Genomic DNA, 26,791 nt, shown 5'->3' on the forward strand with positions numbered 1-26,791 from the left:
GTTTGTTCAACCGAGTTTTTCACGCTTTTCTTCTTCATGTTCCTTTTTTACGAGGGACATGCCGCTCGCTTGGTATTTGAGGATCTTTTGAATGACCGTGCCAAGATGTGCCCCAGCTTCAACCGGGGGAATCCCTCCTTTATGAATGTTTGAAATGACCATCCTCTCCGCTTCAATGGTGCCCAAACGTGGTTTATAGCAAATGTAAGCGCTCAATGATTCAGCACTTACCAGACCAGGCCGTTCACCGATCAGCAGGACAATGACCTCAGGTCCAAGGATTTCACCGATATCATCCATCACGGCAACCCGGCCCTTTTCAATATAAAAAGGTGTACCCGTATCCAGACTTGCCACTGCCAAAGATTGTTTGAAAGATAAATAGACGTCTTCCACATTTTCTTCGATCGCCTTGGCACTTAAGCCATCGGAAATGATGATTTGAACCGTTGGAGCCTTTATGCATTTTGCTTCTATCACCCGCTTTGCTTCATCCGAAAGCTTCCTGCCATAATCCGGACGCCGTAAATAGACTTCCTTATCATCTGCCTTCGTTTTCACCTTGAATAAATTCAAGCGCTTCAAAAGAATATCACTGACTTCACCATATACAGCATCGACGGCCGCCGCATGGTCAAAACGGAATTTCAGCCAAGAATCCGTTTTCGGCCGGGTCCCTGACCTGCCTACACCTATCCGCGCAGGGGTTTTCGCTATCAAGGCATCCAAATCTTCCTTATTATTCATTCCCATATCATCCACTCCTAATGGTTAAATATAGTTGGATCACCGGCACGCTTCGTTAATTTTCCGTTCTCCATAATCTCCATCTTCTCCAGCCAAGCTTCAAATAATGGGGCAGGCCGCTTATCCATCGTTTGCCTCAAAGTTGCTATATCGTGGTAACTCAAAGACTGATAGTTTAACATGCAGTCATCACCCATCGGAGTTGCGATGATGAAATTCACACCAGCCGCGGTTAAAAGTACACCCAAGTCCTCAATATCATTTTGATCCGCCTTCATATGATTCGTATAGCAAATATCCACACCCATCGGCAGTCCATGCATTTTTCCCATGAAATGATCTTCTAACCCGGCGCGGATGACCTGCTTGCTGTTATATAGATATTCAGGACCGATGAATCCGACGACCGTATTAACAATGTACGGATCAAAATAGCGGGCAAATCCATAGTTCCTGGCTTCGAGCGTCACCTGATCGATTCCGAAATGCGCTTCAGCCGATAACTCGGAGCCTTGCCCCGTTTCAAAATAAAGATGCTGCGGGCCTGTGCCGGTCCCATAGGCCTTCGCGATCGCATTAGCTTCTTCGAGCAATTGTACGTTAATTCCAAAAGAGCGATTGGCCGTTTCCGTTCCGGCTATGCTTTGAAAGATCATATCAGCAGGTGCCCCCTGCTGTACGGCCTTCATTTGCGTGGTCACATGTGCAAGCACACAATTTTGGGTCGGGATGTTCCACTTCTGGTTGACATCCTGTGTCGCATGAAGCAGCCGCTTTACGCTTTCGACCGAATCATCGACAGGGTTGATTCCAATGAGTGCATCCCCGATTCCATAGGAGAGGCCCTCTTTTAAAGAAGCGAGCATGCCATCCACATTGTCAGTCGGGTGGTTAGGCTGAAGGCGCGAAGCAAGCGTTCCTTTGTAGCCGATCGTGCTATTATTCTTGGTGAGCACTTCGATTTTATTGGCTGCATGGATAAGGTCGAGGTTCGACATTAGCTTGGCCGCCGCAGCAATCATCTCACTATTCAATCCCCTGCTTAATCGCATTAAATCTTCACCGGTCGTTTCGTCACTCAAAATATATTCACGCAGCTCGGCAACGCTCCAATTCTTCACAGATTGATAGATGGTTCCATTGATGAGACCATCTATGATCCGCGAAACCTCATCCTCTTCCGGGGAGAGCAAGGGATAGTTCCTAATGTCCGCCAAAGTCAATTCGCTAAGCACCGCTTTCGCCGCAATCCGTTCTTGGACAGAATCTGCTGCAATTCCCGCAAGCCTATCTCCTGATTTCTCTTCATTCGCTTTGGCCAGGACTTCTTTCAACGATTTGAATTGATGGATTTCCCCAAAGTATTGAGTGGATAATTTCATTTCGTATAATCCTCCTTTTCCTAACTGTGAAAGGTTAGCGTTTTTACTACAACCGGAACGACCCCTGTCCGCAGCAGCCTTCCTATATCCAAATAATCACCATGTTCGACTTCTGTCTGATCAATGCAGATGACCGGCAGATCCGGTTGGTTCGCTAGAATGGTTTGACCAAGTGCCTTCCCATAATCACTATCCATGACAATGATCAGAGGCTGCCGCCAATTCGGTTTTTGCTTCAGTGCCTCGGTAAAAGCGACTGCGAGCCGGTGAATGTCCCGAAATGATTGATAAGGTAAATTCGTTAAATAAAAAGCAAAATTCAGCCCCTCCTGCAAGGCGTCGTATATTGTGATCGCATCCTTAACAGCTTGTGCCATTTTCGCGGTTACATCCTCAAGCACGCCATGAAAATCGACCCGATAGACTGGGATATTACGAACTGGCAGATGAGAATCATTCACCTCGATGGTTGCTCCGCTGATTTCAGTTGTATGTGCGCCTGCTCCAAGTACAGTCGCCCGAACCGTTTCAACGGGCTGTTCCCACTCCCAGGCAGCCAGTTCTTCATTTCCCTTAATATAGGCCGCAAGCATCATGCCGATATCCCGGAAGCTTTTGTCCTCCCGTTCTTCATGATAGATGCAATCACTGACACCGCCCGAGAACATCAACACATCGATTCGTCCTGTCCAAGATGGCTCCCTCCCCACTAATAGAAGTTCATCTTCTTTTGTGAATGAACCAGCCAAAAACCTCGATAGCACCCTAGTCATTTCATTTGCGATGATTGCCCCATCACCATTCAAAGGAGAATACCCCTTTGATTTCAGCCATTTCCCTATTGAAGGAGCAACCTTCACCTTTGCTCCCTCCCACTCCACCAAACGGCCTCCTATATGCAGTGTGCAAGTTCCGCAAAGCATGCCAGAACGGTATACGGCGATATTCGCCGTTCCCCCGCCAATGTCTATGTTCGCTACAGTCTTTCTTGTCTTGATGGAATGTTGATAGGCGCCAGATCCCTTGGCGGCAATGATTCCCTCCAAATCCGGACCGGCTGCCGCTACAAGGAATTCTCCCGCCGCTTTAGATAACCGGTATACCATTTCTTCTGCATTTTGTTTGGTTGCCGTTTCCCCAGTGATGATGACAGCCCCTGTTTGTATGCTTTCGATCGTGATTCCTGCTTTTTTGTATTCACTTTCCACCATTCTTTGAACAGCAGGTATATCAATTACCGTCTCGGATAAAAGCGGGGTCCTGAAAATGGGACTTCGATACAGAATTTCCTTATCGGTAATTTCGATTTTTGGCACCTGTCCGCCACCCGCCACATTCCTAAGCGAAAGCTCGCTGATAACAAGTTTCGTCGTACTGGTGCCAATATCAATTCCTGCACTGATGATTCGTTCCACCTTTTCATTCATTAAAATCACACCCCAGTTTTATACCACTTGGATTTCATTGCTGTTTTCTTCCTCGTTTTTCGTTTTATATTCATTTATGCCGATAACTCCTGCTGCACGATCCTTTTCTTCTAATTCCAAAGCTTTCGGAACGGACAGCCAGTAAGCAAGACCGATTCCAATCGCTCCGGCAGATAGCTTTCCGACAATGATCGGTAATATTAAGGAGGGCTGAAAGTTGGCTGTGAATGATAAATGATCGCCTAATAGGAAGGCCGCACACACAGCGAAGGAAATGTTTATGACCTTATCCTTCGGCGGCATTTCTTTAACAAGCTTGAACATTGCTAATATATTTGCTACCGTGGCTAATATCCCTGCACTCCCAGCTTTGCTCAACCCAATTTTCCCGCCCATCGCTTCCAAAGGCTTGCCTGCATATTTTTGAATCAGGTAAATCATTGGAAATGCACCTGCCAGCATTATCCCGATATACCCCGCCGTTTCCAGGGCACGGAACTGGTCTGCCTTATCAGCCATGATCGGATGGAAACCCCAAGTACCAAATACATTGGAAAACAGTCCGGTAAAAATTTCCACGATTGAAAACACGAGTACAAGTTTAATTGCGGCATCCAATATTTTTCCAAACCACATGAAACCTTTGATCATCAAATCCGGCAGGAAATAAAGACCTAAAGCGAGCAAGATTACAAAAATAAGAAGAGGAGAAAGATTCAGGGCAATTTTCAAATAGCTCAACGCGAATTCGTATGTAGAATCCGCATTCGTGGAAATCACTTCACGGATTTTCGAATTCGTTGCCACCACCAGCACGCTTGAGATAAAAGCGCCAATCGGAATCGTCAGGATTCCTGACATGACACCAAGTGCCATGTATTTATGATCACGCTTCTCCAGCATCGCAAGCCCCATTGGAATCGAGAATACAATCGTTGCCCCAGACATAAAGCCGACAATCATCGCCATGATCCAGCCTTCATATGATTCCTTAAGCTCGGCCGCTAATTGGTAACCCCCCATATCCGTCGCCAAAATCGTTGTTGCGGCGAGGGCTGGATCTGCACCGATCGCAGCGAAAACCGGGCCGCATACTGTATTGATGAACCATGATAAATAAGGGATCGAGGCCATGATTCCAGCTGCCGGAATAAATATATGGCCAACGGTATGCAAACCTTCCATGAACTGTTTCCCCAAGCCTTGCTCACTGTCTTTAATCGATGCAATAGCACCGACAACAGCACACACCATAATGATGTAAATAACGATTTTACCTACCATCTCCATACATATTCCCCCTGAATTCCGATTTGATTTGGCCTATCGACTATAAAAAAGGGTATAAAAAAGACGCCTCTTATAGCCCAAACTTAGGTTTTTCGGCAGAAAAGCCTACAACCAATTTGGTCCATCAAAGCGCCATTGCTTCATCTATTTACTTGTTTTTGATCATTTGCAATGATTCGACGTGCCACCGTCTCCATGGAAAGCTGCTTATCCATACTAAGCCTTCTCATCTTATTGTAAGCGATTTCTTCTGTTACATTCTTCCTTTTCATGATAATACCTTTTGCCTTTTCAATGACTTTACGATTTGTGAGCGTTTCATCTAATTGAGCATTTCGTTCCTGATACTTCTTTGTATTGGCAGCTTGCAGCAATGCTATCTCCACTGCCGGAATCAAATTCGCCTCCGTAATTGGCTTAACAAGATATCCGACGATATTCGCGCGTTTCGCCTCGTCGATATATTCACGCTGGCTGAATGCAGTTAAAAGCAGGACCGGAATCTGAAAGGTATTGGATATCACATCGCTAGCCTTAAGCCCATTCATTTTAGGCATTTTAATATCCATCAAAACGAGATCCGGCTGTAGTGCATGTGCCATTTCAATTGCCTTCTCGCCATTACGGGCATGTCCAACCACATCGAAGCCTGCATCCTTGAGCATGATCGTTATATCAAGCAGAACAATCGATTCATCCTCCACGACCAAAATCCTCTTGACCACTTCTCCCACCTACCTCTTGTATGGAAATCTTACAGAAGCCAGGGTACCTTCTTTAATCCGATGAATCAAAAACTCCCCATCCAAATCGTTTTCCACCGTCATACGGATGATATCCAGCCCCAAAGAGGGTTTCATTGCAGGTGAATACCCGATGCCATCATCTCTTACTTGAATTTCCAATTCAGGACCATCCTTATGAAAGCATACGGTAATCTTCCCTTCCGACCCTTCCTTGAAAGCATGCTTCACACAATTATGGATGAGCTCATTCACCACCAGCGCGACAGATATGCCAATGTCGGAATCAATGGAATGAAACTCACCACCACTATATTCGATGCTTAGGCTTTGACGGGTATGATCCTCCGTATGAACAATCATATCGCCTATTTTCCTAATAAGCTCCAGCAGATCCACATGGTCGGCATGACTGCTTGCCAAAATGATTTCGTAAACCGACGAGATGCTTAACACCCGGTTCAGACTGACCAATAAATGGGGCTTGATTTCTTCAGGGGCCCCTATCCTCATTTGCAGCCGAAGTAAACTGGCCACTGTCTGCAAATTATTCTTCACCCTATGATGAATTTCACGAATGGCTACTGATTTGCTGATCAGCTCTCTCTCTTTATCCCGCAGTTCAGTCAGGTCACGGATGATGATGAACGTTTCATTGGAATTCTTGTTGCCCAAATGGAATTTCTTTATTTGGAAAATCTTTTTACCAATGTTCATTTCCTTCATTAAAATGTCCTCTTTTGAAGCAAGAACATCGGCAAAGTCAGGAAAATATTCGAAAATCGATTCACCTAAGATACATTCCGTCATGCATATTTCCGATACTAAATTAATGGCAGAAGGATTCGTATAGACAAGTCGATTTTGATTATTAATCAGGAAAATGGACTCCTCGATAAATTCAGGAACCAAGGAATTTTGTTGATCTTGCCTATCAAACTGATTTGACGTTTCAGGTTCTTCATGAATCACCTTTTCCATGATTAAAACGGCGATGACCCGATCGCATTCCCCCTTGATTGGAACGACACTTTGCTGGACCATTGCCCCCTCTTGAGTCAATGCCCGATTCACGAACATGTCCTTTCCGGTGCGCAATACATAAAATACGGCCGGTTCAAAAGCCTTATAGGCAAATTTCCCGACAACCGGATGATCATAAACCGATTTCACGGAATGTCCGCATGCCTCTGCCACGACAATGGCATGCTTCCCTTCACGCACCGGACAATCAATAAACACATTCGCTTTATTCAAATTAGCTATCAATGATAAATTCGTTGATAGGTTTTCAAGAATTTGAATATCACTGTCCAGTAAATGAGTATGCAACTCACATAAATCTCGGACAGTCATTGTCCGTTCCATAGGCAAAACCCCAATAAACGTTTATTCATGGATATTATTATTGATTATTATAGATACCGACCCTATTTTTGTCAATATTCAAAATATTCTAATGTAATGTATTCTAACATAGATAACGATATTTAAAACGATTGATTCACATTCTAATCAACTCACTTGTGGAACAAACACCTATACATCAGCAAACCCCCTGACTGTATATCTACAGGCTTGTAGCAGGAGGGGCTTTCTCGTTCTTCATCTGAGGAATATTTGCTGTACTTCGGAAGACAGGACAAATTGAAATAGTTGTGAATAGATTAGCATTTAATGAGATACAACAATAGCGGAAGAAGGCTATTAAATGTAGCTCTGTAGAAATCTTTGTAAAAAGATGAGCAAGGAAAAAATGTCCACTTTTTAAAAAAAGAGAACATTTTTTCCTTGCTATTAAATTCCTAACATTGGGTACGCTTTTATATACTCTTTATTATTTATTTGAATGACTAATTCCTTATAATTTTCATCCTCAAATTGTATTTTAGATTCGAAGATTTTTGTTCCCTTTTCTAAAACATTAGATTCTCCATGGTTATCAGGAGTGCTATTGCTACTTATTTTTCGAATAACTTCCCCTGCATTATTTCCTATATCTTGAATTTCAACAGATTCATCAGTAATTCTATAAGATTGTCCTTCCCAAACAATTGAAGGTGGTACATCTTCGAATAATCCCAATTTATCACTGCTAACAAAACAAACAACTAATAATATGCCAACTAGAAAAAATAAAGATGATTTTTTAAAAATTTTATCTCAACCCTTTATCCTAATACAAAATTTTTATATAAGTTTTTGTTGTATGATAGTACGTTACATAAGTTGTGCTTATTAGTTTTCCAGCGCCTGTATATGATTTTACCCGATATTTGGTAGCGATTAAATCTCCATAGATAGCAGGTCTACTCCATTTTTTCGGGTTCGCTTTAATTGAGTACCCGGAACCTTTAGGACTATATGAAACTGAAACACTCCTATATGCCCCTCCTAAAGCTACAGAAATCGAGGTACTTGAATTAGAAAAATTATAATAACTTATATTGTAGTTTTTACCGAAAAAAGCTGGATGCCAACGTAAAAACACTTTACTCTTTTCTGTCCAGCTTGAAACTTTTGTATGATCCTTCCATCCGATACTAGATCGAGACGATAGTTTACCGTTAGTTGGTTGCATTAACTCTCTATATTCAACTTTAGGTTCTTCGGTGAATAATATTGGCGATTCAATATTATTATAATCAAAAGTTCCAAATAAATCCTCGGTCGAATAATCTAATGCATTTTCCCCTTCATTTTCAGCAGCAAATATAAATGATGGAATAATCGTTAAGCATATTAAAAAACCAACTAAAACTGCTAATAATTTTTTCATATAATCCCTCCTAATCTAAAACCCAAACAAGCTACGTGGTTTTTTTATAATTCAATTAAATCATCTGAATTGCATCATGGAGTTTCATCTTTGAAATTCAAATTCCCAAATTTGAGACACGTAACTGGCGTTTTAGCAAAAGCTTGTTTATTAATAAATGGAAGGACTTTTTATATAAAAGCATCGTTGGTGGTTTAATTAGCCGGGTTAAACTTAACAGAAATTTTCGAAGGCTATTAATGAATGATTTCGAGGAGTTTCGTTTGGTGCTATGCTAGTGGGCGTGCAAAAGTTGTTGCTGGAAAATGGTCGTGTAATGGATACATCATTCATAACTACGTCAATCCAGAGGCTGCCTTTTTTTATTTATTGCCATGATTTTTATGTTATTTAGTCTGTCTTTATCACCTTTAAACTTTCGTAACCATTTTAAGTCCATATATGACCACCGTTACTTTTTTGCATACTCATGAATTCCACCTCTTCTGGTTATAGTAAAAAAGAAAATAACGGAGGAGGTACATTCCATGAAAAGTTCAAAGGAGTTTGTTGAAAGCATTCAAGAGCAGCAAAAAAAGGAAGAAGGCAATATGCGCCGTCAAGGCAATGGGAATCCCGCTCAGAAATTACCGAATAAAAAACATTAATGAAGCCCTTCTTTAAAATATCCCAGCCTTAAATTTCAGGCTGGGATCCCTTTACTCCGATGCACTTTTTTTCTTCTTCATCTCTTCGATTTCTTTAGAAAATGTTTCTTCTATCTCTTTTTTATTTCCATATAAAAAGAGGTTATCCCCTAATTTAATTTTATACTCATATAACCCTTTCCTGATCTTCACTTCTCCGCTTTCAATAAATAAAATATTGATGTCGGCTCCATCTGAAATGACATCAAATGCTTTGACATCGATGAATTCGGAATCCTCATAAATATCGATCTCCATGACGACGTCTTCCTCTTCTAAAAATAGAACCTCCTCTATCGGGTGTTCCCATAATTCATAATGATTGTACATTTCACTTTTCATCTTATTCGATAATCTATTATTCAGGAATGGAGCTTTCACTAAAACCACCAGGACCACCAGTATCCCTATAATGATGCTTAACTCCATCAAGCGGAGATCATCTGTAAGCAATGTACTAATCGATGAAATGATGACAGCAAGTGAGAAAGCACCAAATAAAATCAAGAACATGCTTATTTTCCTTCGAACGGGATGATCAATAATCGATTTTGACTCGTCAGTTGTAAAACCAGTACCCGTCAGCATGGAGATAACCTGAAATCTTGCCACTGTACTTTTTAATCCAGTCAATTTCATCAAGGTGACCGATATTTCAATAACAAGAATAATGATTATAAGATAAAGCAACATAAAAAGTAAATTCATCAAAACGATCACTTCCTCATTTATGGTTTACCCTAATACGCCAAAAGAAATCGCATTCGTTGTTTTTCAAGTCTCCACCAATATATTCACTTAATGCTAATAACTGACATGAAAACAAAAAACACAGTAAGATCTCATTGAATCTTACTGTGTTTTATTCTTTATTCTAATCAGGATACCTTTTTCCGTTCTAATCTTGCTTTTCGCGGGAAACTTGATTTCTCAAATGGTCTTCAGCAGCAGCTTTTTTAACAACGGTGTAAATTGCTCTGGCAATTCCGCTACGCTTGGAATCATTAGGCGTTCTTTTCCATAGATGTTTTTCATAGTCATTTCTTCACTTTCATCGATGCCTCCATCGGCTAAAAACAGGCCGATGACTTCTATGCCTTTTTTCCTGGCTTCCGAAACAGCAAGATGTGTATCGACAATGCCATTTTGATCATAATCGGCAGCTGCCGGCTCACCATCGGAAAATACGAGCAAGAAACGGTTTTTTTCGCGTCTTTTTTCCAATTCCATTGCGGCAACCCTGATACTGTATCCGTCCCGGTTGTCTTCCTCAGGTTCAAGCTGCATGATTTTAGCTCCTGAGTTTAGATAAAGAGAATCGGAATGGGATTGGATCACATGGAAGTAGTTTGGCTGATATCCTTCTCTCACTTCATTTGCATCTTCCCAAAATCCCACGATCGAGTGGGGGATCTTTAATTTCTTCAGTACTTCATGAAACAGGACCACTCCTCGTTTCGTTTCATCCATCTTGTTATGCATGGAAGCCGAGCAATCGATAAGCAATGTGAATACGGCATCCATTTCATTTGAATCCTGGTTCTTTTTATAAAAAACCCGAGGATTCTCTTCAAATACAAGCGGCAGTAATTTTTTAGATAAACGGCCAAAAACCAAATCTTTTCTTGGTGCGTTCTTTTTATTTTCCAGTGTTTTTTCAATTGTACTGGAGAGTTTTCTCTTAAACGGTTCGATATCCGCAACAAACCCACGGTAGCGTCTCTCTTCCGTTATTGTTGGAATTTTTGCTTCCTTGATTACCTGAACGACGTCTTTATTTTCTTCACCAAATGGATGTTCACCACTTTTGCCCATATTGGTTTGTTTCTTCTCCAGCGTTTCCTGCTGATTGTATTCCTTTTGTTGACTTTCCCCTGATGAACCCTGGATCGAAGCCAGTGCTTGGTCGGCATCTTCCGCTTCCCGGGCACCGCCGCCCATCAGACTTGTTTTCGTTCCCTGCTCCAATTCAAATTGAAGAAATGTCGAATTGCTCTCGCCGTTCTTATTCTCCCGGTGCCAAGTCGAGAATTTCTCATCAATGAACTCACTTTTTTCTTCGTCTGCCTCTTCTGTATCATCGTTCAACAGTTCATCATTTCTAGTCAGTTCATCAAATAAGGTATTTGCCTTATACTTTTCCACCTTTGCAATGGGGAAGATGAAATACTCATTCATCGTATCCTCGTATCCATCGTTGACACGGAAAACGATTTGCTCGCAAATCCTCGTGATATCACTGGTTTTAGTGGCTTCAAAGACGGAATGGATGAACGGTTTGAGTTTCTCCAGTTCTTCAAGCTGCCTTACATTGGCTCTTGGAAAAATCGGATCCGGCCTGTCAGATTGAAGCAGTAAATATATGAGGCAGTATAATTCATCCAGTGCAAAACTTCTTGTGACATTCGTCGCCAATTGGCTTTCGAAATATTGTTTAAGGTAAGCCCCCCTTACCGAAAACCATTTTTTCGTGCCTGGTCTTTCTTTCTTCACCAATTCTTCCAATCGCAAATCTTCCAGCAAAGCGAATAATTGGGCTGCAAACTTCGGAAGGGAACTTTCCCCGATGCTGTCCTGGTACTCCTTCATGCTCCGGATTGTGGTATGATGCAGCGTGCCTATCGTTCGAAGAAGCACGTCCGTTTTCAGCCCCGCTTCCTTCACTTCCTTATTGCCATTTTCCCAAAAATGGCTGGCAGTGACCTTATTCTCGATCAGATCAATGAAGGATCCATAATTGTATTCGAATTCCAGCTCAGGAATGCCGGATAAAACAGTCGAAAGATCCTGAAGCTGTAAAAAAAGTGCCGTATCTATTATTGAATCATTGAACCTGATATACTTCATGAGGCATTCTCCTAGTTAGAATAATGTGTCAGCCAAGTTCTTCACGAACTCACGCTCCCGTTCCTCGTCCAACTTATCCACAATGGAACGAAGAATCGCCCGTTTCGGCGGGATCAACACACTTAGATCGCAAGCATCAAGCAAAGCCCTAATTGACGCCGCATCTTCAGCCACCTTCCCTTGATTCACGGCATTTATCAAATCACTCGACAGTTTAACGAACAAATCAATACTTCTTGGGTCCTTCAACTTTGTATTGGTTTCTATCAATTGCTTTAACTGCTCTCCTTCAATATAAGGAACTTCAATGACGACAAACCTATTTTTTAGCGCTTCGTTCAGCGGCACTGTCCCGACATACCCTTCGTTGATTGCAGCAATCACATTAAAGCCTTCTTTTGCCGTTATGACTTCATTCGTGAAGGGATTCGTTATCGTCCTTCTGTAATCAAGCACACCATTGATAAGCGGCAGAGTTTCCGGTTTTGCCATGTTGATTTCATCTATATATAGGAAGTGACCGTGATTCATCGAATTGGTCACTGGTCCAGGTACGAATTCTATCACTTGTTTTTCCTCTTTGTAAGCCAGCGTCTTGAAGCCCAATAAGCTTTCGGCATCCAAGTCGACTGAGCAGTTGACGCTGAACATCGGCTGATTGAATAAGTTCGATAAAGTCTCGGCAAACTTTGTCTTTCCAGCCCCTGTCGGACCCTTCAAAAGGATATTCTTCCCCATACTCAAGGCCGTTATGGCATCCACCATCAACTCCATCTCGGGAGGCAGATATCCGCCGCTCCTGATCAATTCCTCAAATTGAGCAGGATTCTTTTTGCTTGTTTGTAAAATATTCGCTATTTCTTTTGGTAATCGATTGATCATTATGTTCCTACACCCCTTTCTGAACATTTTAAGGCTCTTTCCCATTAAAAACAAACACTAAGAAAAGGAGCTGTCATCAAGACAGCTCCTTTCAAGATTCGATGTTAGAGAATGATACCCCTTAATAGGCTTCCTTAGGGTCACCTTTCAATAGGTATACCATATAGCCCAATACACCGCCAATGATGGCGGGAATCACCCACCCTATCCCTACACTATATAGTGGAAGGTATTGAGTGAAAAGGTCAGAAACGGCATCCAGTTTAATGCCTGATGCCACTATTCCATCCATTATGCTGATGATGGCCGTTAATAATAAGCTTCCTAAATATACCTCCGATTTCCCTTTGAATAAGGAATGGAAGAACGTAAGAACAATCAAAACGATCGCCACGGGATAAAGCGCCGTTAACACAGGCACTGTAATGGAAATCAGCTTGGTCAAACCTACATTGGCAACAGCCGCACTGAAAACGGAGAAGATGACGACATATGATTTATACGATACGGCAGGCAGTATTTTATTGAAATACGTAGCACAAGCCGTTATCAAACCGACGCTTGTCGTCAGGCAAGCAGCGATCACAATCAACCCTAACAACACGGCACCAGCCGGTCCAAAAAAATGATTCGAGGCTTGGGCCAAAACGTCTCCGCCATTACCCAGTTGACCGAGTTTTTCCACACTTGTTGCCCCGACATAAGTTATAGACGCATAAACGATCACCAACAAGGTGGCAGCTATTAAGCCGGCTTTCAGACAGAAGCCCAACACTTCTTTTCTTGATGTTATCCCTCTATCTTTGATCGCATTGATGACGATGATCCCAAATGCAAATCCGGCCAGCGTATCCATGGTCAAATATCCTTCTTTAAACCCCTTGAAGAAAGAATTATCTGAATAATTTGCCGCTGGTGATTGGATTTCACCCATTGGGTTAATAATTGCGACCACAATGAGAATCCCGATGAAAATCAATAATAAAGGCGTTAATATTTTTCCGACGATATCGAGCATTTTTGATGGATTGATGGATAATAAACAGGCAATCCCAAAGTATATGATCGTGAATATTAGCAATGGTAAAAAACCGACATCATTAGATAGGAAAGGTTTAATCCCTATTTCGTAGGATACACTCCCCGTTCTGGGAAGCGCGAACAGCGGTCCCAAAGATAAATAAAGAACGACTGTGAAAATGATGCCGAATAACGGGTGTGCCCTGCTTGCAAGCGATTGAACATCATTTTTGCCTGAAAAACCAAAGGCCAATATTGTAATGAATGGCAGTCCAACACCAGTAATGATGAATCCTAAACTGGCCGACCATAAATTGGTCCCCGCGGATTGACCGAGCATGGCAGGGAAAATTAAGTTTCCTGCACCAAAAAATAAAGCAAAAAGCATTAATCCTGTTACAATGACAAAAGACAGCGGTGCTTTCTGTGACATATAGAGCCCTCCATTGTTTTTTGATTATCTTAACGAAGAAAAGAGTTGTCCACAATTTCCTAAAATAAAATGACATGAACTTCGAACCATTCTACTTATCTGTTAAAATGGACCTTCATGAAACTATGAATCATCCATAACTCTTCTTACTATAAAATCCGGCGGAACGTTTGTCAAAGCTATTTCATTCATTATTCGGAAAAATCTTTCTTTTCTTACTTCTTTTTAAGAAAACGAGAGAGGCATTTAGATTCAACAGAAAAGTTGAGTAAAAAGTACTGCAATTTATTTTGCAGGAAAAATGTTTTAATATTCAGATATCTATCTAAACTATACAAAAAACAAAGAAACAGGAGGAGTAAACATGAATACTGAAAAAGAAAAAATGGTAAGCGGGAAACCTTACATGGCCGCTGATCCGGAATTAATAAAAGATAGGGAAAGTGCCAGAAAGTTGACCCGGTTATACAATCAGACAACGGAAAGCGAAGGAGATGAACGGACTGCACTGCTGAAACGGCTTTTAGGTTCCACTGGGCTAAATGTATATATTGAACCCACTTTCCGTTGTGACTATGGATACAACATTTCTGTCGGGGAAAACTTTTATGCTAATTTTGATTGTGTCATTTTGGATGTTTGTGAAGTGAAAATTGGCAGGGACTGCATGTTGGCTCCCGGAGTGCATATCTATACCGCCACACATCCACTGGATCCCTTTGAACGCAGTTCTGGAGTGGAATACGGAAAACCGGTTACGATAGGGGATCATGTATGGATTGGCGGAAGGGCCATCATCAATCCTGGCGTTACAATAGGGAGTCATTCCGTCGTCGCCTCAGGAGCCGTCGTAACAAAGGATGTTCCTGAAGGCGTTGTTGTCGGCGGAAACCCAGCGAAGGTCATCAAGCATATTGAAGGAATTAAATAAGCAGAGCCCACTTGAGTGGCTCTGCCCCTTGTTTTTCGTTAAATTTTCCTCAATGCTTCCGCGATTGCAGTATCGCCAGAGATTAAATCAAATGAACGCTTATAGGTATTTTCTTCGTTCAATGAAGCAAGAATCGTTCGAGCCACATCTTCACGGGTAATCGAACCTCTTTCCAATTCCTCGGCGGCGGTCACTTTGCCCGTTCCCGGTTCATTCACCAGACCGCCAGGCCGAATGATCGTATAATTTAAATCGCTTTGTAACAATGCCCTATCCGCATAGTGCTTGGCCACATAATACGGTTTGATGGCCTCATTCCAGTTATCGCGATTATTGGCCTGAAAAGCACTCACCATGATAAATCGGTTGATTCCCAAGTTTTCTGCCGCTTCAATCGTTTTAACTGCACCATCCAGATCAATCAACAGCGTTTGATCAGCACCGGTGCTCCCTCCTGATCCTGCTGTGAATACGATGGCATCACAGCCTTTTGCCGCATTCGCAATCTCATCCACAGATCCAGTTAAACTGACGACTGCAGATTCAATTCCATTTTTCTCTAAAGACTTACTTTGTTCTTCTTTGCGAACCATTGCCCGTACACTATGTTCCGGGCTATCTTTTAATAAATCCACAAGATGTTTACCGATCTGCCCATTTGCCCCAACTACGAATACTTTCATAAAGTCAGCTCCCATAATGGTTAGTTTGGTTTCCATTCAAATTATTTCATGGACTCAGAACATTATCAAACAATCAGCCCGGCGATTCTGCTTTAACATTGGAAAAAGTTTGGCAACCACTCTTATATATTTTATAATAAGAACAATAAGTGTTCTTCAGAAACACAAAGGGGAGGTGTAAAGATGGCAATAAGAATGTTAATGCCACCTTCTGCAGCGTCTCATGCAAAGCCTAGTATTGGAGGCGATACTTTGCATGGGGTTGAATTAAGCTAAATTTAATCGCCCGCCTTATCATTTCTAATATTCGGCTTTGCACCTTATTTCATTCTTAATAAAGAATAAGGGGCTGGCAGAAATGAAATATGTAAAAGCGACGGCCGTTTTACCTGAAAAGCTGATCGTTGAAATTCAAAAATATGTGCAAGGTGAAACCATATATATCCCTAAACCTGAAACTTCCCATCACAAATGGGGAACCCGATCGGGATCAAGGGAATTGATCGATGACAGAAATGCCTCTATAAAATATGCATTCAAACACGGGCATACCATCCATCAATTAGCCGAGGAACATTTTCTCTCCGCGGAAACCATCAAGAAAATCGTTTATTCTAAATAGGATTGCATGGGTAGCACTGATAATGATATCAGTGCTATTCGTATGCCGAGTATGTTTCTTACTCGTTTTCTCCCTTTTAAAGCAGATCCGATTTCTGTAAAGTAAAGAGAAACGGTATACTGTGAAAAGTATCGAGCAACAGAAACAGGAGTGAAGAAAATGGAACCTTTTATCAGGAGCGAGCAGTATAACTTCATAAAATCCCAAACACAGATTCTCATAAATGGACACGCGACTGCCAACGATAAGGATGTGATCAACACCCTGAAAACAGTCGCCAAAGAAAGAGTATTAAGCTTATTCAGTGACTTGAACGAAGAGCAAAAACAACTGCTGGATCCAGTAGATACCATTAAAGATCCCGCACAAGCCGAAGCCTTTCTCTTACAGGTAAAACCATTTGTGATTCCATTTAAAGAAGTAACCGAAAAAACGATAAAAAAATTATTTCCTAAAGCAAAGAAATTAAAAACCCCTTTGTTGGAAAACATCGATTTGAGAGAGATTTCATACCTGGGATGGGATGATGTGGGATCCGGAAAGAAATTCATCATTGCACCCCATCATAATAAACTCACCGGATTACATGGAACCATTAAACCTGCCAACAAAAAAGGGATCTGTGCCATATGCAGCCGTTTTGAAGAAGTAGGGATGTTCATGTCTGAAACAAAAGGAACCATCCAAGGGACATTCATTAAAAAAGGGAATTATATTTGTCTGGACAGTATGAAATGCAACCAGAACATAACCACTTTGGATAAAATGACCGATCTGATTGAACGGCTGAAATAATACGGAAAAGCAATCCTTCAAAAGCGAAGGATTGCTTTTCGTTCTTGTTAAAAAATCCTCATTTTGTCTTGCTTATAGAATTCAAGTATAATTTAAGCGATACATGAAAGAAGGATTGATATATTGAAAAGCAAAATGAATCAGTTGTTTGAAGACCAAAAAAATGTTCATGTGCTATATTCCTATACTGAAATGGAAAATTACATTAAACAAGTTTTAAGTTATATCCAAGATGGCATCGCAGCGGGAGATTATGTCATTCTTGTTGAAAATGACCGTATTTACTCCATTATTCATAAAGAACTAAGCACTCGGTTAACGAACGATCAAATGGAGCTCCTTCACTTTGTGAACAACTTCGATTTCTATTGCTCAAGCGGCAGTTATCATCCTCCTGCAATCGAAGAATACTTTAATAAAATGGTACAGCCCTATGTGGAAAATAAAATCTCTTTCCGATCATGGGCACATGTGGAATGGGCAACCCTGGAAGAGCCGCTGCACATCATAGAGGAATTTGAAAGAACAGTAGAAGAAGCTGTAAATCAGCTTTCTTTCCCATTAATTTGTGCGTACAAAAGTGAGAGAATGCCAGACTATCTCAAAACCATATTGCTGGAAACACATCCTTATATCCTAAAAGACGAGGATATCATCATCTGTGAACAATACTTGCCATCTAGCTTGTAATAATACACAACACGCTTAGGAATTCCCCTAGGCGTGTTGTTTTCCGTTGCATTATTGAAAATTTTGGTTAGTTACTTTTTGAGTTTTGTGCTTTACTCGTGAGTTTCAGCGTTTTACTCGTGAATTCAGGGCATTTACTCGTGAGTTTTGGCGTTTTACTCGTGAGTTTCCACCATTTACTCGTGAATTCCAACTTTTTACTCGTGAGTACCACATTTCCCACCACAAAAAAAAGAAGCACCATTATGGCACTTCTTTTTTTAAAATTATGGCAATACCGATGCGCCCATCAAGTAGCGGTCCACTTCTCTTGCCACTTCACGGCCTTCATTGATTGCCCAAACGATGAGGCTTTGCCCTCTCCTTGCATCTCCGGCAGCGAAAACTCCTTCGACGTTGGTTCTGTAATCGCCATAAACGGCATCAATTTTTTGATTTACTGTTTCTACGCCAAATTGAGTTAATAGCGGCATTTCCGTTCCTTCAAATCCGATTGCGATGAAAACGAATTGTGCAGGCCATACTTTTTCAGTTCCTGGAACTTCCCTGAAAATGTACATTCCGTCATCGCCTTTGATTTTTTCCATTGAGATTGTGTGCAATTCTTTAACGTTGCCATTTTCATCGGCTACAATCTTCTTTGTTTGGATTGAATATTGACGCGGATCTGCACCGAATTTCGCTTCCGCTTCTTCATACGCATAATCGAGGGAAAACACATTCGGGTAGGCTGGCCACATATTATCAGATGTACGGGCCGTCGGAAGGATTGGATGCTTCCCGAATTGTACGACGCTCTTACATTCCTGGCGAAGAGCAGTTGCAACACAGTCAGCTCCTGTATCCCCGCCGCCGATTACGATGACGTCCTTCCCCTTAGTGTCTAAAAACTTGCCGTCTTCAAAATTGGAGTCCAACAGGCTTTTTGTCGAAGTCGTTAAGTAATCCATTGCAAGGTGAATGCCTGTTGCCCCTCGGCCTTCAATTTTCAGGTCACGCTGCTTTTGGGCACCTGTGCAAAGGATGACTGCATCATATTGATCTTGCAGTTCTTCGGCTGAAATATCTTTGCCTACTTCTGTATTGGTAATGAAGTCGATGCCTTCCTGGGTCAATAATTTGATTCGGCGTGCAACGACATCTTTTTCAAGCTTCATGTTAGGGATACCGTATGTCAACAGCCCGCCTGCACGGTCTGAACGCTCATAAACCGTGACCGAATGACCTGCTTGATTCAACTGGTCGGCACTCGCCAATCCTGCCGGGCCTGAACCGATGATGGCAATTTTCTTGCCGGTCCTGCTTTCAGGGATGCGAGGCGTGATCCAGCCATTTTCAAATCCTTTATCGATGATGGTCCGTTCAATGTTCTTGATGGTAACGGCAGGATCGCTTATCGCTACCGTACAAGACCCTTCACAAGGGGCCGGGCAGACGCGCCCGGTGAATTCAGGGAAATTATTCGTTTTCGATAAACGGTCCAATGCTTCTTTCCATCTGCCGCGGTACACCAAATCATTCCATTCCGGAATCAGATTATGAATCGGACAGCCCGTTGTGACTCGGTTCAATTCCATGCCCATATGGCAGAAAGGGGTGGCGCAGTCCATACACCGCGCTCCCTGTGTACTTAACTTTTCATCAGAGAAAGGAGCTGTATACTCTCTCCAGTCGTTTAAACGAGTGAGAGGATTCCGGTCTTTTGGTTTTTCTCGCGGATAATCCATAAATCCTGTTGCTTTTCCCATCTTTCTCTCCCCTTCCTTACTGCATCACAGCTTGTTTAGTGATTTTTTTATCTTGAACGGCATTTGCTTGAAAAGCACTCATGATCGCTTCTTCATCCGTCAGCCCTGCACGCTTCTGCTCATTGATGCTTTTGATCATCCGTTTGTAATCTTTCGGAATGACTTTTACGAATTTCTTAGCGAAATCCTCCCAGTTCTCCAATACATACGATGCTTTGGCACTTTCTGTATAATGAAGGTGGCTGTAAAGCATTTCTTTTACCTCTTTTGCATCATCCATATCATCAAGTGTCTCGAATTCTATCATTTCACCATTGCATAATGCCTTGAATTCTTCTGCATCATCAGCGAGTACATAAGCGATGCCGCCTGACATGCCTGCCGCAAAGTTTTTGCCGACGTCGCCCAGAATGACCACGCGTCCTCCTGTCATATACTCACAGCCATGGTCTCCAATTCCTTCAACGACGACATTGACTCCACTGTTCCTTACGGCAAATCGTTCTCCCGCACGGCCATTAATGTAGGCCTCGCCGCTTGTAGCACCGTATAAGGCGATATTTCCGGCAATTACATTGTCCCCGGCCTCGATCTGATTGCCAGAAGGTGCCGTGACAATGATTTTTCCGCCAGATAAGCCTTTCCCAACATAGTCATTGACATCACCTGTCAAATACATCGACATCCCTTTTGGAATGAACGCACCGAAGCTCTGGCCCGCCGATCCCGTAAAACGAAGTGTGATCGTATCTTCCGGCAACCCTTCTTCACCATAGCGTTTGGATACTTCACTGCCGACAATCGTTCCGACCACACGGTTCACGTTTGTAATCGGGAAGCTGGCATCCACCTGGGTTTGATCATTTAAAGCAGGCTCCACAACAGGTAAAATCTCACGGATATCCAAGGATTCATCTATTTTATGGTTTTGAGGAAGTTGATACGTACGTATCCCCTCAGGTTGAAAAAGTAGTGTCGTCAAGTCCAGATGCTTCGCTTTCCAATGGTTTTGTGCCCGCTCGCTCACTTGTAAAACGTCAGTGCGGCCGACCATTTCTTCCAGTGTTCTAAAACCAAGCTCAGCCATCGTTTCCCGAACTTCCTCAGCGATGAAGCGCATGAAATTCACGACATGATCCGGATCTCCTGTGAATTTGCTGCGAAGCTCAGGGTTTTGAGTAGCTACCCCGACAGGACATGTATCCAAATGGCAAGCACGCATCATCACACAGCCAAGAACCACAAGCGGTGCTGTAGCAAAGCCGAATTCTTCCGCTCCAAGGATAGCTGCCATGACCACATCGCGTCCCGTCATTAATTTTCCATCCGTTTCAAGGACTACACGGCTGCGCAGGCCATTCAGCATCAATGTTTGGTGTGCTTCCGCAAGTCCCAGCTCCCAAGGAAGACCAGTATGTTTGATACTCGTTTTTGGTGATGCACCCGTACCGCCATCATACCCGCTGATAACGATGACATCTGCGGCTCCTTTGGCCACACCGGCTGCAATCGTGCCTACGCCTGCTTTTGACACAAGCTTGACGCTGATCCTGGCATCACGGTTCGCATTTTTCAAATCATGGATCAGCTGTGCCAGATCTTCAATCGAATAGATATCATGATGCGGAGGCGGTGAAATCAGGCCGACACCCGGTGTGGAACCACGGACCTCTGCGACCCAAGGGTATACTTTGTTTCCAGGCAGCTGGCCGCCTTCACCCGGCTTTGCACCTTGCGCCATTTTGATTTGAAGTTCATCAGCATTAACAAGGTAATGGCTTTTCACTCCAAAACGACCGGACGCAATTTGTTTAATTCCGCTGCGGCGGTCATCGCCGTTTTCATCCAGTTGGTAACGGCCAGGGTGTTCCCCGCCTTCACCGCTATTGCTTTTTCCGCCTAAACGGTTCATCGCAATCGCTAATGTTTCATGTGCTTCCTGACTCAATGAACCGAATGACATCGCACCCGTTTTGAATCGGCTGACGATGGATTCCACGGATTCCACTTCATCTATAGAAATACTTTGGCGTTTTTGATCGAACGAGAATAAATTCCGTAAAAAACCGAGTCTCTCTTCATTCGCCAAGTTTGAATATTGCTTAAATAAATTATAATCGCCTTTCCGGCAGGCCCATTGCAGTGTATGGATCGTTTTCGGATTGAAAGCATGATGTTCCCCTGTTTTTCTCCATTGAAAATCACTTCCGCTTTCAAGAGTTTGGTCAAGGGAATCAGCTGCAGCTTTCCTATGACGTATCAACGCTTCATCTGCGATCGTTTCCAAATCGATCCCACTAAGCTGCGATGCCGTACCGCTGAAATAGCGTTCAATCACATCAGCACCGATTCCGACCGCTTCGAAAATTTGCGCTCCGCGATAACTTTGAATCGTTGAAATCCCCATTTTCGACATCACTTTTACGATGCCTTCCGTCAACGAGCGTACATATTTCCTCACCGTTTCTTCGTAGCTGATGGCCAAACTGCCTTCCAATACCGCCTGCTTATATGTTTCATAAGCAAGATATGGGTAAATCGCATCCACTCCATACCCGATCAGGGACGCATAATGATGGACCTCCCTTGCTTCCCCCGATTCAACGATAATGCTCACTTTCGTACGATTCCCATGACGAATCAGCTCCTGATGAAGGGCGCTCGCAGCCAGCAGGGAAGGAATCGCAGCTTTTTCCTTGCTCATATCCTTGTCAGATAAAATCAAAAGGCTGACACCATCAGCGATCGCTTGTTCCGCTTCACGGCAGATGCGATCAAGTTCGCAATCTAAATCTTCTGAAAATAAAGTATAAATGACTTTGCTCCTGAATTCAGGATAGGCATTTTCTTTCAACTGCTGCATTTGACCTGGCGTCAACACAGGTGAATCCAATTGAATGCGGCGGCTGTTCGTTTCATCCGGTTTCAGCAAATCTCCTTCCGCACCGAGGAATGTCATCGTTGACGTGACGATCTGTTCACGAAGCGAATCGATTGGCGGGTTGGTTACCTGTGCAAAGGATTGCTTGAAATAGTTGAATAGCGATTGCGGGCGATCCGATAAGACCGCTAACGGAATGTCATTCCCCATGCTGCCCAGCGGATCTTTGCCTTCATTAATGACCGGCAGTAAATATTTTTGGACATCTTCATACGTGTATCCAAACGCTTTTTGCCTGAATAGTAAATCACTCAATGGCTCCCCTTCGAGCACAGGTTCTTCGTCACTTAATTGAACAAGCTGTTCGTCCAGCCATTGCTGGTAAGGATTTTCCTGAGCCATTTCCGACTTGATCTCTTCATCGGAAACAATACGGCCTTCCTCTAAATCTATTAAAAGCATTCTGCCTGGGCTTAAACGATCTTTATATAATACATTCTCCGGCTCCACATCGATCACGCCGACTTCAGAGGAGAAAATGATGTAATCATCTTTAGTCACATAATACCTTGCCGGCCTTAAACCATTACGATCCAGGATGGCACCGATTTGCTTGCCATTCGTAAAGGATATGGCCGTCGGACCATCCCATGGCTCCATGAGCATGCTATGATATTCGTAAAATGCCTTCTTTTCCTTCGTCATATGCGGATTTTCCGTCCATGGTTCAGGAATGAGCATCATCGCCGCATGTGCTGGTTTACGCCCGGCAAGCACGAAGAATTCAAGTGCATTATCAAGAATCGAGGAATCACTGCCGTCTATATCCAGAATGGGCAGGACCTTTTGCAGGTCATCCCCGAATGCTTCCGAAACAAACTGCTGCTCACGCGCTTTCATCCAATTCACATTACCTCTAAGCGTATTGATTTCACCATTATGGATCAGGTAACGGTTTGGATGTGCCCGTTCCCAACTAGGAAAAGTATTCGTGCTGAAGCGGGAATGCACTAAAGCGAAAGCCGAAACGAAAGACTCCTGTTGAAGATCAAGATAAAAAGCATCCACCTGTTCTGGCGTCAACAATCCTTTGTATACGATCGTAGCACTTGAAAGGCTGGCAAAATAAAAACGATTGCCGCGTTCACGAGCCCAGTTTTCAGCTTGTTTTCTGATAACGAACAATTTACGCTCAAAAGCTAAATCATCGGTCATCTCTACGCTTGCCCCGATGAATACTTGGCGGATCGTCGGACATGTCTCCTTGCCGACCTCCCCGATTTTCGTTGCATCAACAGGAACCGTTCTCCAGCCTAATAACGTTTGGCCCTCTTGTTCGATAAATGCATTCAAACGAGCTTCGATTTCATTCCGTTCATCATCATTGTTAGAGAAAAAGAGCATGCCTACACCATAGCGTCCTTTTGCCGGCAAGTTCATTTCCGGGCATGCCAGCCTGAAATATTCATCAGGAATCTGTACCATTAATCCTGCGCCATCTCCTGTAAGGGGATCGCTGCCTTGTCCGCCGCGATGATCTAATTGGCACAGCATATTCAGTCCTTGTTTGACGATGTCATGTGTAGCAAGCCCTTTTAAATGAGCGTATAAACCGATCCCACATGCATCATGTTCAAATTCAGGATGGTAGAGCCCTTGTGCTTTTGGTATTTGATTGTATGTCATATTAATCGCCCCCATCGTATTCTTACACCGTTATGTCACTTACATTTATTCTAGGTTTTCAAATCGATATAAACAATATATAATTCTAGTAGAATCCATCTCAATTTGAGATGAATGGCAGGAGGATGAATAAATGGAACTACGACAATTACGTTATTTTGTTGAAGTCGCCGAGAGGGAACACGTCTCAGAAGCCGCAGAGCACCTGCATATTGCACAATCAGCAATCAGCCGGCAAATATCCAGATTGGAAGATGAGCTTGGCGTTCTTTTATTCGAGAAAATCGGCCGGAATATCCAGTTAACTCCCATTGGTAAAATATTCTTGATCCATGCCAAAACAGCGATACAGGCGATAGAATATGCCAAATATCAAATTGAGGAGTTTTTAGACCCTGAACACGGAAGCATTAAAATCGGGTTTCCGACCAGCCTTTCCACCCATTTACTGCCTACCGTCATTTCCGCTTTTAAAGATGAGCAGCCAAATATCGGCTTCCACTTAAGACAGGGATCTTATTCCTCTTTAAAGGAAGCTGTCAAAAATCGCGAAATCGGATTAGCCTTCCTTGGACCTATTCCGACAAACGATCCAGATATCGAAGGTCATATCCTGTTCACGGAAAACATATCTGCCTTACTGCCAATAACTCACCCATTGGCTGAAAGAAAGAGTCTGCGCCTAAGTGATTTACGAAATGATCCCTTCGTCTTGTTTCCCAAAGGATACATCTTTCACACTATCGCTCTTGAAGCGTGCAAAGCAGCCGGTTTCGCACCTAATATCGCCTCGGAAGGTGAAGACATGGATTCCATAAAAGGGCTCGTTTCTGCCGGAATCGGAGTCAGTCTGCTCCCTGACAGTACTTTTTATGAAGTCATTCCAAGACTGACTGTCAAGATCCCGATCGATACACCCGAAGTCAAACGGACTGTCGGCATCATCACTCCTAAAAACAGGGACTTGGCTCCATCAGAAAAACTTTTTTACCAATTTGCCAAAAAGTTTTTCTCTGTTCTCGAGCAATATCAATAAAACAAACTGTGAATGGGAATCGTAAATTGGACAGCTCTTCCCATAAATACCTTCACTAGACAACTTGCCTATAGCCCACTGAACGAATAATGTATCAAGATTATTCGTTCAGGAGGAATTTACATGCAACCCCACCCATTCACATCTTGCTTGGCATGAAACACTCGAGCTTCATGAGTTGGTCGCCGCCCAGTCCAATGCCCTTATTAAATTTAAAAAAGCTTACCCAAAAATAAAAGACCCCATTCTAAAAACGATTTATAAGCAAACGATCGATACCCTTACCCAAAACATCATGGAGCTGCTGCAGTTTTACCCATTGACGCCTAAAACGCACCGGGATGAAGATGAATCAAGGGATGACGCATCGGCAGCTGTTGCCGGGGAGTTGCTAGGCTTTGCCAAAACATCGATTAAAAGTTATGCACTTGCCATTACGGAAACAGCCACCCCTTCCCTACGAAAAGTATTTAAGAAACATTTAAATGGAGCCATCGATACTCATGCCAAGATTTTCAACTACCTTTATGAAAGAAACCTCTATCCTGCTTCCAACCATTCTAAATGCAAAAAAAGGCAAGCATACCGATTGCTTGCCTTTTTGCCGCGTTCCGATTCCGTTTTTCATTATAATGTTATAATATATAAGAATTGGTTTTAATTAGGTTAATATTATTCAAGAGGTGAAAATCATGAAAAAGATCTATTTATCCATCATCCTTTCCCTGCTCTCATTTTCTTTAGTTGCCTGTAAGGCTGATGATCCAAAATCCGAGAATAACCTTTCAGTTCCTGAGCTGACAGCAAGGGAGAAAGCCATCCTCGAGAATTCAAGTGAACATTCCTTTCTTATCGATTTCAGTGTTGATGATACATACAAGGAGATGTCAGTCTGGGTCGAAAAATATGAATTTGGAAAACTTGTCGAATCTGAAATGGGACGCATGACAACTGCCATCAAAGATAATGGGACGATCATCTTCACCATATCCAAAACGGATGCTGACCAAAAACGATCGATGTTCAACGTCAGCATTCAAAACGATGATGGTACGGATACAGTTACTTATCCTGAAACCCTTGATGAAATGGATTCCAGCGTATGGGGCAGTGCTGGCAAACTCAAAATAAACAGCACAGACAAGCTTGCATTGGCGAGTATATGCTACTCAAGCGGAAATGAAGGCATACGTTCACTTTCCACTGATTTTTATGGTAATAGTGAAGACCATATGGACGAGTTGAAGGAATACGATGTTGTCTATCTACTAAGAAGTGAATTCACTAAATGAGCTGACAAATGCAGGGGCAGGTTTGTTTTAGCACGATACTATTGCAAAAGTGGATCGTTAAACTCTATGACTTTGAGAAAATAAATGAGGCATTTGAAGAATCAAAAAAAGGTTTGTCATTGGGTATATGAGCAAGTCCAAAATATGGGGTAAGATTTTAATGAAGCCGATTTTTTCTATATTTTAGGGGT

Annotated in this window: 22 protein-coding genes and 1 pseudogene; 8 read left to right on the plus strand and 15 right to left on the minus strand. The window is 42.6% G+C overall.

Translation table 11 applies throughout. From position 1 onward, the window contains the following. Nucleotides 1–6: 6 nt before the first annotated feature. From eutC to ABC374_RS22090, 8 genes and pseudogenes are all read right to left on the minus strand, one after another. A pseudogene (eutC, locus tag ABC374_RS22055) lies at nt 7–732 on the minus strand (ethanolamine ammonia-lyase subunit EutC); the annotation flags it as partial. Nucleotides 733–764: 32 nt separating this feature from the next. Next, nucleotides 765–2,129, minus strand: coding sequence for an ethanolamine ammonia-lyase subunit EutB (locus tag ABC374_RS22060; RefSeq protein WP_413019775.1), 1,365 nt, complete (start codon nt 2,127–2,129; stop codon nt 765–767). Between the two features lie 20 nt (nt 2,130–2,149). After that, nucleotides 2,150–3,556, minus strand: a complete 1,407-nt coding sequence (locus tag ABC374_RS22065; RefSeq protein WP_413019776.1) for an ethanolamine ammonia-lyase reactivating factor EutA — start codon at nt 3,554–3,556, stop codon at nt 2,150–2,152. Nucleotides 3,557–3,574: 18 nt separating this feature from the next. Then, the gene (gene eutH / locus ABC374_RS22070; protein WP_413019777.1) at nt 3,575–4,846 is read right to left on the minus strand and encodes an ethanolamine utilization protein EutH; all 1,272 of its coding nucleotides are present in this window, start codon (nt 4,844–4,846) and stop codon (nt 3,575–3,577) included. 140 nt (nt 4,847–4,986) lie between these two features. After that, nucleotides 4,987–5,571, minus strand: a complete 585-nt coding sequence (locus tag ABC374_RS22075) for an ANTAR domain-containing response regulator (protein WP_413019778.1) — start codon at nt 5,569–5,571, stop codon at nt 4,987–4,989. Nucleotides 5,572–5,580: 9 nt separating this feature from the next. Next, a complete protein-coding gene (locus tag ABC374_RS22080; protein WP_413019779.1) occupies nt 5,581–6,957 on the minus strand; it encodes a sensor histidine kinase in 1,377 nt (458 codons plus the stop codon). 429 nt (nt 6,958–7,386) lie between these two features. Beyond that, entirely contained in the window at nt 7,387–7,674 is a 288-nt protein-coding gene (locus ABC374_RS22085; protein WP_413019780.1) for a hypothetical protein, read from the minus strand. Between the two features lie 91 nt (nt 7,675–7,765). Beyond that, on the minus strand, nt 7,766–8,368 hold the full coding sequence (locus tag ABC374_RS22090) for a hypothetical protein (RefSeq protein ID WP_413019781.1): 603 nt from the start codon (nt 8,366–8,368) through the stop codon (nt 7,766–7,768). A gap of 527 nt (nt 8,369–8,895) precedes the next feature. On the opposite strand from ABC374_RS22090, the gene ABC374_RS22095 reads away from it, so the two are divergent. Beyond that, nucleotides 8,896–9,015 carry a DUF4023 family protein gene (locus ABC374_RS22095; RefSeq protein ID WP_048686276.1) on the plus strand — a complete coding sequence of 40 codons (120 nt, stop codon included), beginning with the start codon at nt 8,896–8,898 and terminating at the stop codon, nt 9,013–9,015. Between the two features lie 51 nt (nt 9,016–9,066). Here the strand turns inward: ABC374_RS22095 and ABC374_RS22100 are convergent, their stop codons facing one another. The 4 genes from ABC374_RS22100 to brnQ all read right to left on the minus strand — a co-directional run bounded on the left by ABC374_RS22100 (nt 9,067) and on the right by brnQ (nt 14,236). Then, complete coding sequence (locus ABC374_RS22100; protein ID WP_413020422.1) at nt 9,067–9,762, minus strand: hypothetical protein; 696 nt, start codon at nt 9,760–9,762, stop codon at nt 9,067–9,069. Between the two features lie 222 nt (nt 9,763–9,984). Beyond that, on the minus strand, nt 9,985–11,901 hold the full coding sequence (locus tag ABC374_RS22105; protein WP_413019782.1) for a vWA domain-containing protein: 1,917 nt from the start codon (nt 11,899–11,901) through the stop codon (nt 9,985–9,987). Between the two features lie 15 nt (nt 11,902–11,916). Then, on the minus strand, nt 11,917–12,783 hold the full coding sequence (locus ABC374_RS22110; protein WP_350300325.1) for an ATP-binding protein: 867 nt from the start codon (nt 12,781–12,783) through the stop codon (nt 11,917–11,919). Between the two features lie 121 nt (nt 12,784–12,904). Then, nucleotides 12,905–14,236 carry a branched-chain amino acid transport system II carrier protein gene (brnQ, locus tag ABC374_RS22115; RefSeq protein ID WP_413019783.1) on the minus strand — a complete coding sequence of 444 codons (1,332 nt, stop codon included), beginning with the start codon at nt 14,234–14,236 and terminating at the stop codon, nt 12,905–12,907. Nucleotides 14,237–14,600: 364 nt separating this feature from the next. Here brnQ and ABC374_RS22120 point away from each other — a divergent pair, with 364 nt between their 5' ends. Further along, nucleotides 14,601–15,167, plus strand: a complete 567-nt coding sequence (locus ABC374_RS22120; protein ID WP_413019784.1) for a sugar O-acetyltransferase — start codon at nt 14,601–14,603, stop codon at nt 15,165–15,167. A gap of 38 nt (nt 15,168–15,205) precedes the next feature. Here the strand turns inward: ABC374_RS22120 and ABC374_RS22125 are convergent, their stop codons facing one another. Then, nucleotides 15,206–15,850 (minus strand): SDR family oxidoreductase, encoded by a 645-nt coding sequence (locus tag ABC374_RS22125; protein WP_413019785.1) that lies wholly within the window; start codon nt 15,848–15,850, stop codon nt 15,206–15,208. 358 nt (nt 15,851–16,208) lie between these two features. On the opposite strand from ABC374_RS22125, the gene ABC374_RS22130 reads away from it, so the two are divergent. From ABC374_RS22130 to ABC374_RS22140, 3 genes are all read left to right on the plus strand, one after another. Then, nucleotides 16,209–16,472 (plus strand): CD3324 family protein, encoded by a 264-nt coding sequence (locus ABC374_RS22130; protein ID WP_350300329.1) that lies wholly within the window; start codon nt 16,209–16,211, stop codon nt 16,470–16,472. Nucleotides 16,473–16,631: 159 nt separating this feature from the next. After that, the gene (locus ABC374_RS22135; RefSeq protein WP_413019786.1) at nt 16,632–17,267 is read left to right on the plus strand and encodes a FusB/FusC family EF-G-binding protein; all 636 of its coding nucleotides are present in this window, start codon (nt 16,632–16,634) and stop codon (nt 17,265–17,267) included. Between the two features lie 123 nt (nt 17,268–17,390). Continuing rightward, nucleotides 17,391–17,957 carry an MEDS domain-containing protein gene (locus ABC374_RS22140; protein ID WP_413019787.1) on the plus strand — a complete coding sequence of 189 codons (567 nt, stop codon included), beginning with the start codon at nt 17,391–17,393 and terminating at the stop codon, nt 17,955–17,957. 266 nt (nt 17,958–18,223) lie between these two features. On the opposite strand, the gene gltD is transcribed toward ABC374_RS22140, so the two are convergent. Both gltD and gltB read right to left on the minus strand, forming a co-directional pair. Further along, nucleotides 18,224–19,705, minus strand: a complete 1,482-nt coding sequence (gltD, locus tag ABC374_RS22145; RefSeq protein WP_350300339.1) for a glutamate synthase small subunit — start codon at nt 19,703–19,705, stop codon at nt 18,224–18,226. A gap of 16 nt (nt 19,706–19,721) precedes the next feature. Beyond that, nucleotides 19,722–24,272: a glutamate synthase large subunit gene (gltB, locus tag ABC374_RS22150; protein WP_413019788.1), complete on the minus strand. Its 4,551-nt coding sequence runs from the start codon at nt 24,270–24,272 to the stop codon at nt 19,722–19,724. Nucleotides 24,273–24,405: 133 nt separating this feature from the next. Here gltB and gltC point away from each other — a divergent pair, with 133 nt between their 5' ends. From gltC to ABC374_RS22165, 3 genes are all read left to right on the plus strand, one after another. Then, nucleotides 24,406–25,308, plus strand: coding sequence for a glutamate biosynthesis transcriptional regulator GltC (gltC, locus tag ABC374_RS22155; protein ID WP_076370054.1), 903 nt, complete (start codon nt 24,406–24,408; stop codon nt 25,306–25,308). A gap of 178 nt (nt 25,309–25,486) precedes the next feature. Continuing rightward, nucleotides 25,487–25,969 (plus strand): spore coat protein, encoded by a 483-nt coding sequence (locus ABC374_RS22160; RefSeq protein ID WP_413019789.1) that lies wholly within the window; start codon nt 25,487–25,489, stop codon nt 25,967–25,969. A gap of 31 nt (nt 25,970–26,000) precedes the next feature. Next, complete coding sequence (locus ABC374_RS22165; RefSeq protein WP_413019790.1) at nt 26,001–26,600, plus strand: hypothetical protein; 600 nt, start codon at nt 26,001–26,003, stop codon at nt 26,598–26,600. Nucleotides 26,601–26,791 lie beyond the last annotated feature (191 nt).

It is taken from the genome of Peribacillus phoenicis, from assembly GCF_047238085.1.
Lineage (GTDB): Bacteria > Bacillota > Bacilli > Bacillales > DSM-1321 > Peribacillus.